General features: G+C 42.7%; 7 protein-coding genes. 3 read left to right on the top strand and 4 right to left on the bottom strand.

Features of this window, described 5'->3' with window-relative positions; genetic code table 11:
• Positions 1-130 precede the first annotated feature (130 nt).
• Together FCJ93_RS09265 and FCJ93_RS25655 are read left to right on the top strand one after the other, a co-directional pair.
• A complete protein-coding gene (locus FCJ93_RS09265) occupies positions 131-1411 on the top strand; it encodes an S-layer homology domain-containing protein (RefSeq protein ID WP_137743513.1) in 1281 nt (426 codons plus the stop codon).
• Between the two features lie 95 nt (positions 1412-1506).
• Positions 1507-1629 (top strand): hypothetical protein, encoded by a 123-nt coding sequence (locus FCJ93_RS25655; RefSeq protein WP_268951580.1) that lies wholly within the window; start codon positions 1507-1509, stop codon positions 1627-1629.
• A gap of 312 nt (positions 1630-1941) precedes the next feature.
• Here the strand turns inward: FCJ93_RS25655 and FCJ93_RS09260 are convergent, their stop codons facing one another.
• From FCJ93_RS09260 to FCJ93_RS09245, 4 genes are all read right to left on the bottom strand, one after another.
• On the bottom strand, positions 1942-2382 hold the full coding sequence (locus FCJ93_RS09260) for a hypothetical protein (RefSeq protein WP_137743512.1): 441 nt from the start codon (positions 2380-2382) through the stop codon (positions 1942-1944).
• 761 nt (positions 2383-3143) lie between these two features.
• Positions 3144-6644: a S8 family serine peptidase gene (locus FCJ93_RS09255; protein ID WP_137743511.1), complete on the bottom strand. Its 3501-nt coding sequence runs from the start codon at positions 6642-6644 to the stop codon at positions 3144-3146.
• Between the two features lie 624 nt (positions 6645-7268).
• Entirely contained in the window at positions 7269-11489 is a 4221-nt protein-coding gene (locus tag FCJ93_RS09250; RefSeq protein ID WP_137743510.1) for an endonuclease, read from the bottom strand.
• A gap of 23 nt (positions 11490-11512) precedes the next feature.
• Complete coding sequence (locus tag FCJ93_RS09245; protein WP_170211272.1) at positions 11513-12718, bottom strand: S-layer homology domain-containing protein; 1206 nt, start codon at positions 12716-12718, stop codon at positions 11513-11515.
• Between the two features lie 310 nt (positions 12719-13028).
• On the opposite strand from FCJ93_RS09245, the gene tagU reads away from it, so the two are divergent.
• Positions 13029-13985 (top strand): polyisoprenyl-teichoic acid--peptidoglycan teichoic acid transferase TagU, encoded by a 957-nt coding sequence (gene tagU, locus FCJ93_RS09240; protein WP_137743508.1) that lies wholly within the window; start codon positions 13029-13031, stop codon positions 13983-13985.
• The last annotated feature ends 96 nt before the right edge of the window (positions 13986-14081 follow it).

The following is a 14081-nucleotide window of genomic DNA, read 5'->3' as shown; positions in this document are numbered from 1 at the left end:
ACAAATACCTCCAGATTTATTCCTCCACTGGGATTATTTACTGATATTCCGATTTGTTTTTTTTTGCTAATATAAATGAGCAAGACAAGCTTCACAAAAAATTACGATATTTCCAGGGGGAAACAATTGAATGCTTAACTCTCATAAAAAATTCATCGCTACAAGTGCAACAGTAGCTCTAGCTACAACTGCGATCGCACCTTTTGCATCGGCTGAAGAAATTAGACAGCATCAATTTACGGATGTCGGTCCTCGCTATGATGAAGCCGTAAGTTTTCTTTACCATTATGAGATTGTTCAAGGGAAAAGCACCACTTCGTTTGGTGTAAACTCAAGCTTAACACGCGGTGATGCTGCGGTGATTTTAGCAAATACCTTAGGTCTAGACACAGAAAATGCTAAGGATGCTGGCTTCAAAGATTTATTCCCAAGAGTAGCCGGTGCTGTTAATGCTTTAGCTGCAGAGGGCATTGTTAAAGGCTTTACAAGCGAAAAATTCGCTCCTAATGAACCGATTTCTCGTGGGGCAATGGCTCAAATTCTTGTACTTGGCTTTGGATTGGAGGATTTTGCGGCTCCTTCTCCTTTCACAGATGCTGGCGGCACTTTCCAAAAGTCGATTGAAGCATTATACGGAACAGGAATTACAAATGGAGTAACAAAGACATCGTTTGGTGCTGTACAAAATATCAAACGTGGAGATTTTGCAAACCTTCTTTATAATACGATTCAGTTTATTTTTGATAACTCTTATTTCTTCTATGCAGAGTCAATGGAACTTATTAATTCATCCTCTCTTTCTATTACATTCGACGAAGAACTTGCGGAAGATTTAACTGAAGAAGATATTGCTGATCTCTTATTATTAGAAATGGAAGTAGCAGGCTCTGATGAAGTAGTGGAGCTATTGCCAACGAAGATTACGATTTCTGAAGATCGCACATCGATCATTGTCGAGCATGCCGATCTTGCTGGAAAAGAAGGAACGATTTTCGTTGACGACATTCAAGCAGCATTCGACTATGCAAAGCCTGTTGCCACAACTGGTTCTGTGACATTAGAAGGTTTTGACACACCATTCACATTTGATTTCGACGGTGCTACAGAAACAACTATTAAACTACCTGCTACTGACGGCGTAGCTAATTTAAACGCTCTTGAATTAGAAGTAGTCGACCAGTTCACAGACAGACAAGAAGTAACAGTCATTCTTGAAAGCACTGACGTTGAAGCTGCAAAGCCTGGTGAAGGTCTAACATGGGGAACATTGGTTTATGAAGATAGCAAGTGGAAGCTCGTTGACCACCCTAACTATGACATCATTCCAGCTGGAAACTATGTCCTACAAGCACCATTCACAGATAAGAGCAACAACACCGTTACTTTAACAATTGACATTACCGTTGAATAAACGAAACTGATTTTTTCAGTTCATACACAGAAAGCGCAGACCCGTGAGCAAATAGGGTCTGCGTTTTTTTATAATGAAATACGGGAGGATGAAAGATGGATGGGTTAGGAGTTAGATTAAATCTTGGTGCGATTGATTCAGTCGGATGCGAGTTTTTTTACTTTGTTCCGCCTCTAGTGTTGCTGCGATTTGAGCGAAAATTCGGGGAGGAGGGTTGACTTCGCTTAGCGTCTAATGCTGCTCTGATTCGGCGGGAACACTGGGGATTGGATTGACTTCGTGTCCAATACGACTTCCATTCGACCGCAAGCTCAGGAGATTGACTGCGATTCATGTCTAATACGACTTCGATTTGACCGCAAGCTCGGGAGATTGACTGCGCTTTATGTCCAATACGTCTTCCATTCGACCGCAAGCTCAGGAGATTAACTGCGATTTATGTCCAATATGACTTCTATTTGACCGCAAACTCGGGAGATTGACTTGATTTATGTCCAATACAGCTCTCATTCGACCGCAAGCTCGGGAGATTAACTTCGATTCATGTCCAATATGACTTCTATTTGACCGCAAACTCGGGAGATTGACTGCGATTCATGTCTAATACGACTCCGATTTGACCGCAAGCTCGGGAGATTGACTTGATTTATGTCCAATACGACTTCCATTTGACCGCAAGCTCGGGAGATTGACTGCGATTTATGTCCAATACGTCTTCCATTCGACCGCAAGCTCGGGAGATTGACTTGATTTATGTCCAATACGTCTTCCATTTGACCGCAAACTCGGGAAATTAACTTCACTTTATGTCCAATACGTCTTCCATTTGACCGCAAGCTCGGGAGATTGACTTGATTTATGTCCAATACAGCTCTCATTCGACCGCAAGCTCGGGAGATTGACTGCGATTTATGTCCAATATCACTTCGATTTGACCGCAAGCTCGGGAGATTGACTTGATTTATGTCCAATACGACTCCTATTTGACCGCAAGCTCGGGAGATTGACTTCACTTTATGTCCAATACGACTTCTATTTGACCGCAAGCACTGGAGATTGACTTGATTTATGTCCAATACGACTCCCATTTGACCGCAAGCTCGGGAGATTGACTTCATTTATGTCCAATATGACTTCTATTTGACCGCAAGCTCGGGAGATTGACTTCATTTATGTCCAATACAGCTCTCATTTGACCGCTAGCTCGGGAGATTGACTGCGCTTTATGTCCAATACGACTTCCGTTCGACCGCAAACTCGGGAGATTGACTTGATTTATGTCTAATACGACTTCGATTTGACCGCAAGCTCGGGAAATTAACTTCGATTTATGTCCAATACGACTTCCATTTGACCGCAAGCTCGGGAGATTGACTGCGTTTTATGTCCAATACGACTTCGATTTGACCGCAAACTCGGGAGATTGACTTGATTTATGTCCAATACGACTTCCATTCGACCGCAAACTCGGGAGATTGACTTGATTTATGTCCAATACGACTCCTATTTGACCGCAAGTACTGGAAATTAACTTCGATTTATGTCCAATACGACTTCCATTTGACCGCAAGCTCGAAGGAACGAATTGTTTCGTGCCTAATCCCTAAAGTTTGTTAGCCAGCCAAGCACCCAAAAAAACCCTTGCAATCTTTAAAAACGGATTCTTGGGGCACGTAATAAGAAAAAGCCAATAAATTGTCAAATGGATGACAATTTATTGGCTTTGTTTGACTTATTTTAAAACGAGTCGATATGGTTCTGTGCTAGCGGAGCCCATCACATCTTCGACTTTGATGTAGTAAGTTCCTTTTTTCAGGTTTAGCGGTAGGACTTCATCGTCGCCTTTGCCGTAATGATCAGCACTTGCGACCGCTTTGCCACTTGCATTGTAGACCGTGACTTTGCCATCTAAATCTGATGGTAATTCTAAAGTAAGGGTGAGCTTAGTATTTTTGCTTGCCACAAACTTGTAGTAATCGACGTCCCCTTTGTTAGAGGTCATGTTCATATATCCGGTTGCGTAATAGCGATTTGGTGCCGGACGCTTAAGTGATAACGGCTTCGATGGGATGTTGTTCTTAACTACTGAACCGCTATCCTCATCCTTTTGATTTGCCTCGGTCACTTTTAGCACGTATGGAGTTAATGAAGAATTGTTTCCATCATAATCGTACGTAACAATGAAGTAACCAGCATTCTTTTTCGCACGGAAGCTTCCACGCTCTTCTTCATTATAAAGAGTGTTATCAATTAAAGTGATTCTGCCCTCTTCATCTGGATCGAGCTTGCCGTTTCCATTCGTATCTTCCACAATCGCTAATACAGGGTCGATTTCTGATTTTTGTGCATCTGGTGCATTTTTATACTTAGCTGGGATTGCACCTGGTGTTACGCTAACCCCATAAATGCCCTCTTTCCCTGGTTTGAAGTAATAAATGTCCGTGTCACCAACAAGTGAATAATTTGCCGTGATTCCTTTTGTTGTAATCTTTGTTGCATTCTCAAACGAATCGTTTGATTCAAATGCATCTGCAACATTTTTAATTTTTGACTTAATCGTGAAGCGATATGGATTGAATACAGGACGGTACATTGGGTCTACAGCCACAAAGTAGTATGTTTCTCCTTCCTGTAAACCTACAGTGAATTTATCTTTATACGTTACCGGACCGTCAAATGGCATCGACATATTTGTATAGAGATAAGTCAAATCTTTCGCATCTGGATCATATTTATAAACTTCCATCCCTACAGGACTGTAGCTGGACGAATTGTTCATAGACAATTCAAAAATAGAGCTTTCCTCTGGAGTGAAGGCAAACCAATCTTGGTCACCACTCATTTGAAGAGAGCCTGTAACTGTTTCATTTTCCTCAAAAGGAATCGCTAAATCCATAATCATTTGCAGTTCTTCATTTACTTCATCATCTACTGCATCTTCTGTATCGAATGCATCTATTGCTTTTTCTCCAGATAAAGCTTTTGAGCGTAACTCAGCTTTTTTCTGTTGATACCCTTCAAAATCATCTTCAAATAAATAATCTTCCGGATATCCCATATCAAATGGAAGACCATCTTCATCTTCTGTTGCTTCCTTATAATCGATGGAAATTCCATAAGGTTTTAAAGAAGAAAAGCTTCTTTCCTTATCGATTACCGGTTCAGCACCAAGAAGGAAGAAGAAATCAGAGAAATATGATCGGTTTGTAATTTCAGCGACAAACTTTTGTCCTGGATAAGCAGTAAATGTCAAGGACTCACCTTGGCCAAATCCTCGATCTGACACCATATCCATTTCATATTGGAATTCCTCACCATCCATTTCTTCAATCGCATGAAGTATAATCGTTGAGTCAATTCCAGGTACGCCAGATAGATCAATTTTCACTAACTGCGGACCAGCTTCTTCACTTCCAGGGATCGTGAATTGGAAAAAGTCAGAATCGCCATTTTCCTCTACTTCTTCATCCAGTTCTTTTTCATCTACAAAGTAGTATTTAAGTCCACTCTTATGCGGAAGACTATCAATGACTACTGGATTATCGAAAGTGTTTGTATCCTCTGGTAATTGCTCACTCTTTTCCAATTGTAGCTTATACGTGTATTGACCATCTTCCAGATACTTTCCGAAGCTATCCTTTACAGCTACAACGAGCGTGCCGTTATCAGGAGCTTTGAATAAAGTCCCTTCTGTTGCTCCCTCAATAGCATCGTTGATTTCTTTCACTTTGGCAGGCTTTGTTTGACCTTCTTTGAAGAACAGAAGCTCGAACTTAAGATCAAATTTCTTTGCCCCTTCAAGGCTAATTTGAACATACTCATCTTTGTTAACAGTCGTTTTATACAAATCTTCTTGCTTTAACTTTGTAATTTTTCCTGTTAAATCCTTCTCTTCGAAATCACCAAGATCTTTTGCTTTTGAAAGTTTTTCACTTTCTTTCACAGAAGGATCTGCGGGAATTTTCTTCGGATCAAATGATAGCATCTTCTCTAAATCTACCATTCCATAACCATACTTTAAGTCATATCCTTTGTCTCCAAGATCTTTAGCCGTCTTCGTTAAAATATAGTTTACTTGGTATGGTGTGAGATTAGGATGTTTCGATAATAAAAGTGAAACCGCACCTGCCACAACAGGTGATGCCATGGATGTTCCGCTCATTTCAACAAATGAAGCGCCTTTATCTGGATCAAATACTGGTGCATAAACCATATGTCCTGGAGCGACGACATCAACTGATGGCCCATATGTAGAGAAAAATGCAAGCTTATTGCTTGAATCAGTTGCCCCAACGCTTATGACTCCATCAAATGACGCTGGATAGTTTTGAATGCTATCTCCATCATTACCCGCTGCCGCAACGATCACAATGCCACTGTCAATCGCTTTTTGAACAGCGTCCTGTAGAATCGGTGATGGCATATAAGTACCTAAACTCATGTTGACAACTTTTACCTTTTGGCGAATGGCTTCTAAAATCCCTTCGGCAATAACATAGTCTGTTACGAACATTGAACGGTTGAACACATCGATGGAGACGATATCACTATTCGGCGCAATTCCGTAACCACCCACTCCATTGTTCTTTTCCGCGCCAATAATCCCAGCGACATGGGTACCATGCGTATCTGCCAACCCTTTTTTCATTGGGTCCATTGCATTTTTATTGGCAACAATCTGATTTTTCAGTTCAGGATGGTTTGCGTAAACTCCTGTATCAATGACCCCAACCTTTACTTTGTTTTTGCCAGCCATTGATTGTGCTTTGGCCACATTTAAATTTTTCAAATGGTACATTGATGATGCTTTTGGATCAACGGTTCCTAAACGCTTGGCGTATGCACTTCTGGAGACAGATGTAACGTTCGGCAGTTTCGCATATGCCTTCGCAACCGCCTCTAGCGTATTTTTCCCCTGAACCTCGATAACATCATAACCTAAGCTTGAGAATCTTTTCACTTGCTTACCGCCAGCTTTGCGATGATCACTAGCAGAAAGAGGAGTTGTGTACTTAATGACGAGCTGGTTATCCGCATACTTTTGCTCTTCACCCTTTGTCACATTGCTAGCTTTCACTTCGTCTTGTTTAAGACCTAAGCGCTCAAGCTGTTCGTAGGTTCGTTCACCAACTCCCTTTTCAGCAGCGAGAGAAATTCCCGGCAGGAATGAACTTATGACTAACGAAGCTGCTAGTCCAACTGCCAGTCCTTTCCCTTTGATAGATTTCTTCATTTTCTAGCCTCCTTGAATGTAATAGATACGAGAGTCCAGAAACAAAAAATGGTTCCGGAATGACGCATACATATAATTATACGTTATTTTACAGTTAATAGTTTCATAAATTTACCTATATTTACTATTATTTTATTTTTTGGTTAAATAGTTTCATTGTTTATCGCTAAAATACTAGTATTTAATTTGGTTTGCATGAGCGTTTCGTGCGGGATTGCGCTGATTCTTGCAATGATTAGGCGTGCTTGGCCCAGAATTGCACTGATTTTCTTGAGGATTGCGCCGATTGACACGGGATTGCACTGGTTTAACGCTCTATTGCGCGCTTGACTCCGGATTACGCTGATTCTCGCAATGATTGCGCATGTTTGGCACCGAATTGCGTCTGTATAATAAATAATTGTGCCGTCACCAATTAAGAGTACGTTGGGCGGCTGACACGACATTGCTCAGAAACAAGCTCATGGGGCTTAGGATGATTTCACACGCAATTTCGTGCACTCACCCCAACAACATCCACTTTAAAAATACTGACGCCCTGACTTTGCCAAGATTCATTCCGCCTACAATAAGGAATAGTAAAAAAAACAACACAAGCTCCATGCTTGTGCTGTTTCTGGACTATTATATTTCACCCCATATGTCTTCTGCCCACTCCGGGTAATCGATGAAGGGATTGCGATTGTGTTGCCATTTTTCATAAATTACATCATTGCGGTTGCGTTCATAGTCATCGACCGGGTCCTGTTCGTGCCATTGCAGGAGAACGGACAATTTCCCGTGGTAAGGCGTTGAACCGTTGTTTAATGAATCATTCAGTTCTAAATCTACCCGATCATCGCTTTCGTAGCGGACAGCCATGTAGAAGAGCATTCGTGCGACATCGCCTTTGACGCGATCAGGGGGTTCCCATGATTGCGATGTGCGCAAGCAGCCGTCGCAGTTTTTAACGGGATTGCCACCATAGTCAAAATCTAAATTTCCTCTTGCGCTGTTGACTTGGACATCTGTCGGGCGCAAATGATGAATGTCGGTTCCCGGTCCCATGCTTGTCCCAAAATTTCCGTGCGATTGTGCCCAAACATGCTCCCTATTCCATTGCCCGACATTTCCGCCATTGCTTGATTTTGCACGGGAAATGCCCGAATAGAAGAGGATAACATGATCCGGGTTGTTCGGGTCTTCATCGGTTTCCTTTAACGCTTCCCAAACCGTACTGTAAGGGAGCATCGTATGATCGTTAATAATATTGTGAAGCGTGGTTTTCAGCTCAGCACCTGTTTTGCCAAAGGCTGCTTGATAGTAGGCAGCTTCCGGTAAAGAAGGAGAGCTAATAAGCTCTCCTTTCGAATCTGTGAACTTAATCGCTTCTGGAGTAGCACCATTTTTGTATTGAATGTGATCGATAATCTGCTCGGCACCGCGTATTTCTTTCACATTCGTTCCGTCAATCATGACCTGCTTTACCTCACTGCCGTTAAAATCGAGAATGGCATTTGGCTCAGCTGGCTGAACGATAATCGTTGTTTCTTTCAAGCCTGCACCTTTTAACTCAGCGTATTGACTGTGTAGATAGATCGCCTCTTTGATTTCTGATGAAGCAGCTAATGTTAGGGCGACACGTTCTGATGAAATCGTTAATTTATTTGTTTTAAATGCCACCAGATGGTACGTTTTTTCTGCCTCAACCATGTCGCCGGCGAGATCCACTTGAATCATAACCGGATCATGATCACTGGCTCGTCCTGCCATATCCGTAAAATCCGCATTGATATGAAGAATATCGACTTCTGTTTTTGCAGCAAGATGATTTGAGACGAGAATATGGTCCAATACTTGTGAGTTCCCCTGATAGACATATGTGTATCGCTCAGCAGCAGGAACCTGATTAATCATGTTCGTCATTAAATCGCCTTCATGAATCTTCAACGACTTGGAAAATGGATAATCATTGAAGTCACCAAGTGAAATGACATTCGCTTGCGGGTCTTTCTCCTTTATGTCGCGGATAAAATTGTAGACTATTTCGGCAATCTGCTGCCTTTGCACTTCGCTTTTATATTCAGGCGGCTGAATGGCACCAAATAACGGCGTGTCACCTGATTTTGAATTCCAATGGTTGGCGATGACGATCACATCTTCACCGTTAAAACGGAATTGGGCTGCAAGCGGCTTTCTGCTACTGTTAAAGGCCGGATTCGTCGGATCAATTCGCCCTGGGTTAAGCGTTAATTTGCCATTTTCAAAGCCGACAGCCGTTGTTGCATCTCCGTGAGGAATGCCATCAACGAGTGAAACTCGTTCAGGATTATACAGGAATCCGACACGGATATTAGCATCTGGTGCGCCCCCATCTTGGTTATTGATCGGGTTAATATTGACGTAATCGTACTCGACACCACCTGCCTTTTTAATCTCAGCGATCAACCGTTGATAACTCTCGGAGGCATCTGAATCCCCTTCGTTTGTCCCGTTGTTATCTTGAACTTCTGTGACCCCGACAATATCGGGATTTTTCATATCGGCAACAAATGCCCGCGCTAATCTCTGTGCTTTATCATTAGAGGTTTGGCTTATGTTGTTGGAAAAATTCTCGAGATTATAAGAAGCCACGGTTAGTTTCCTCGGATCTTTCACAATCGATGTTGTTTCCGGCTCTGTTTCTCCTCTTTCAAAAGCATCTTCCATTTCAGCCAATGAAGTGTAAATTTTGTAATTTTGATAAGAGTATCCGACGACACCTGTAATCGGACCATTGAAGCGATCACTTGTCGCTACTTCAAAATTGCGGGCAGGTCCGTTCGGCTCAAGGCGGAAATGGATGCGATGGGCGTTTTGATCATCTTCCTCGTATAATACACCGCCATGAATCGTATCTGTTGGAGCACTTTCTAATACGGTGACCAAATCGCCATGCTCCTGCGGGGCAACCGCTTTGACGTTGCCAACTTGGACCCTCATCGCCTCAAGACTTTCCCAAAAATCGATCGCATCTACATCTGGGTTAAAGACTTGTAAATGATCACTATCAATATGTTCCGTCGGTAAATTGCTTTCATCAATTAAAATCGGCTCAGGCAACGGAACATTTTTTTCAATGACGTCTACATTTCCGCCGCGATCATCACGAACATTGATTTGCGTCATCTTTAAATCTGTTTCCTGACGATCATTATAACCATCAATGGCATACTCACTGACCGTTCCCGTAACCGAGACTAAATCCCCGACTTCAATCGGCCATTCCTTATTGCCACTGTATAGAACGATGGCCTCAGATGTGGCAGGGTCATCGTCCATTTGGTCATCCGGTGTTTGAATATGATAATAGTTGGAGCCATTTAAAAAGAATGAATACGTGACTACTCCTTCAATTCCTTCCACTGTTTGTCGATCATACTCACTTACATGTCCCGCTCCTTGAATGTCATGTATTCTCAGGGCATCTGTTATGTTGTATTGAAAGGTCTGCACCTCTCCCCATTGCCCATCAACGGTTTTGATAACGGCTTTAAGAGTCGTATCTTCCTGTATGTCTAGTGGAGAAGTGTACTCTATGCCATTTTCAATCGGATCGCTGCCATCCAATGTATAATAAATGGTCGCATCCTTTGTGCTTGTCGCCAGTGCGACCGTTGTGCCGTTCACAAATGTTCCGCTGCCCGGTGAAGCAACTACTGGCTGGATGACCGAGCTATCCTCTACAATATCGGCGATGGAGCGCGGAAGAATTTGATAGCTTTGATTATATTGCTGGACAATTCCAGTAATCGATTCATATTTGTTGCCTTTCATTAAGCCCAAATGATTGTTTTCATCACGAACAAGAAATTCGCCCGTTCCATCTGTTGCCGTAAAATTAACCCAAGCACCGCCGTCATCAACCTCTGTTAACTGGACATTTTTTACGACAACAAGCTGTGATTCTAAGTCTTCGTTCAATTCATTCCCTTCCACCTCAAGTGGTGCAGGAGTTCCGACATTCTCGACCTTGTTAACGATGACAGCGGAATCGAGCTGCAATAATCCACGGTAGTCAGCCAGTTTCCCTGTTACCGTCATTTCATCACCGACCGCAGCATTCAAGCTCGTCGGTCTGACAGCAATTCCACCTGTCTCGTCCTGAATCGAAATCGTATTCTTCAGCTTTGCCGCAACAACTCCCTTAACCGTTACAGTCGAGCCTAATGAACGTTGACGTGCATCTGCAATCGAAAGAATCGCAGGCTGTTCAGGTTCTTCATCCGGATCTTCCGCCCCAAATGTGTGACGACCAAGATTAGAAGCGTCATCTTGAGGAAGAGAAATCCACTCGACACTCGGGTCAAAAGAATCGTCAATGATTTTATCGCCAGTTGTGATATTCGGTTTTCTGACAAGGGTGACTTCAGCCATGTTATTGACTCTTTTCCCAACTTGCCCGATGGAATCGACCACTTCACCCTTTTTTCGAAGAACAACGGCATCATCGCCATTAAAATTTATAACACTTGAATTCTCGAGATCACTAACAGCTTTAATTTCTTGATCTGCAGACGAATGGGATATAACATACGTTTCCCCATTCTCCAGTGTCCCTGATAAAGCAAGCCTGTTTCCGGCTGTTGCAGCACCATTTGAATAAAGTTCCAACGTATAATCACTTAAATCAACCGCCGTGCCTGTCCCATTATAGAGTTCAAGTGCTTTATTATTATGACTTCCCTCAATATACTCCGAAATCAGCAAGTCTTCTGCCACGACTGCTGCGGTTGCGGCGGAGGAATGAACCGGTATGATGAGACTGACCGTGATAACGAATGACAAAAACAAGTTAAAAGGCTTCTTCCATTTCCTTTTGTTCATTTCTCAATCTCCCTCATTTTTTATTAAAAAATGGTTTCTCCGGCGACTGTTACATTTGTCAACTCAAAATTGACCTTATTGCTGAGCTTTGATAAATCGAGATCCCCTTCAACGGTTATATTTGTCAAAGCAAGGTTCGACGCCGCTGTCCCGCTTAGAGAAAGATTCCCTTTTACGAGCGAATGGCTAAGCGAAGCTATATTCGCTAGATTGACGGTGACATCACCGTTATAAATTTTCGGGCTGGCAGCCGTTCCGGAAAAATCGTTACCGGTATAGCTCCCGCCAGGTCGCTCTCCACCTGGATTGCCCGGGTTGCCTGGGATTCCTGGATTACCCGGATTGGTTGGCGTATCTGTCGTTGGTGGTGTTGTGAAAGACAGATCACCCTTTACTGGGAGCAGACCAAAGACGATTAGTTTATAGGTTTCCCCTGGTTTCTGAAGGGATGTCGTTAATTCGACTGTTGTTTCTTCGCGATTGGCGCTAATGCGAGCCTCTTTTACGTCAAGTCCCCCAGTAAATTGAAAAAGGGATGGGCGCACGATCGTCAATTTGCCCTTTATTTTTACCTGTACGGTAGTGCCATTGATTGATTTTAATTCAAGCGGCTGAGCTTTCGAATATTGATTAGCAATGAAGGACTTATAGGCAAGAATAGAGAAATCTCCACGTTTAATCGGAGCGTTTGTGCCAAATTGATGATTTGAAATTCCATTTGTAATCCGATTCGCTAGGAGCGCTGAAACTGCGGATTTGTATCGCGGCGAAACATCTGTGAATGGAGCACTTTCTTCGCCAGTTAACTGAAATCCTTTTTGCAGCCAAAGCGCCAGCTCTCCACGGGTGATCGAATTCGCAGAACCAAAGCTTGTTTTCGTTTTCCCAGAGGTAATTCCCTCTGCCTTCAAGGCATTAACAGCTCCTTCCGCTCTTTTCGGAACATCGGTGAACCCTGAAGCTGGCGCTTTCTCGCTATCAAGCTGAAGCATGTTGGCGATTAATACGGCTGCATCGACTCTCTTAATTTCCTCATTCACACCAAATGTACGCTCAGTCAGTCCTTGTGCGCCATTTTCAGTTAAGAAGCTGACCGCTTCGGCATACTTGGCAGAGACATCGGTGAATGATTGTGCAGATGCCGATTGAACACTTGTAATGAGGAAACCTGCTGCAAGAGCAGAAGCAATGAGAAATCTACTACTCCGGCTTTTCGCATACTTTTTCAAATTCGTTAAACCTCCTTTTCTCCTCGTCGAATTTTTTTCCATGACGTTTGTACAAGATCCATTGCTTATTCTAGCAAATGAACGATGATTCAACCACGATAATTCGAACTATTAATAATATTTTAAATATATTTACTTCGCTGTAAAAATTTCTCATCAATCTTTACTTGCGCTGATCGTATCTATCTATTCACAAGTGTGAAATCGCCTACTTTTGTGCATTCTAATGAAAAGGTATATGAGTTTTTCTATATTATTTTCATGAAATTTGATATAGTTCAATTATACTAACCCGTGGAGGAATTCGTTTATGGAAGGGCGCTCAGCAAAGGCAAAAAAGAAGAGGAAAAAATGGGTAAAGATCATCGGAGTTTTCTCCCTTTTACTTCTAGTTGCGGTGGGAGCATATGGCTATTCTGTGTATAAAGCTTTGACAGACACGGTCGATACGATGCACGAACCTATCGAGCGAGAAGTGTCTGAGAAGAGAGTCGAGGATCTTACTCTAAAGGATAAGGAGCCCTTCTCGGTTTTAATGCTGGGAGTCGATGAAAGAGAAGGGGATCGGGGGCGCTCCGATACGATAATTGTATTAACCGTAAATCCTACGTTGCAATCAGTCAAAATGTTAAGCATTCCCCGCGACACGCGCACAGAAATTATCGGGCGTGGAACGGAGGATAAAATCAACCATGCTTACGCCTTTGGCGGAGTGAAAATGTCGATGGACACGGTTGAAAACTTTTTAGACATCCCGATCGATTTCTATTTGCAAGTAAATATGGAGGGCTTTGAAGACATCGTCGATGCCGTCGGCGGAGTCACGGTTGATAATGATTTGGATTTTACAATTGAGGGCGTCCACTTCCCGAAAAGGGAAATCACCTTGGACGGAGAAAAAGCATTGTTGTATACGCGGATGAGATACGAAGATCCGAGAGGTGATTTCGGGCGCCAATTAAGACAGCGGCAAATCATCGAGGCCGTCATTAAAGAAGGGGCGAGCTTATCCTCCTTGACCAATTATAAAAATATTTTCAATGCACTTGGGGAAAATATCCGCACGAATCTTACCTTTAACGAAATGATCGATATTCAAAAGAATTATAAGGATGCAGCGAAGGAAATGGAGCAGCTGACGATTACCGGTGAAGGAACACGTATCCATTCGATTTATTACCTCATTGTTTCTGATGAAGAGAAAGAAACGATTCAGAAAGCGCTGAAAGAGCATTTAGAAATCGTTGAAAGCAAAAAGAATCCATAATTGACATGTGGCAAAGTGGACGCAAACGTTCCCTGTTTTCAGTGCTTCACTGCTCCGAAGGCTTTTTACCTTAGCGAGTTGGCAACACGCTGAAGC

The organism is Robertmurraya siralis (assembly GCF_005502275.1).
GTDB lineage: Bacteria > Bacillota > Bacilli > Bacillales > Cytobacillaceae > Robertmurraya > Robertmurraya siralis.
Note: the sequence above shows the minus strand (reverse complement) of the source record. Positions and strands in the feature narration are given on the sequence as shown.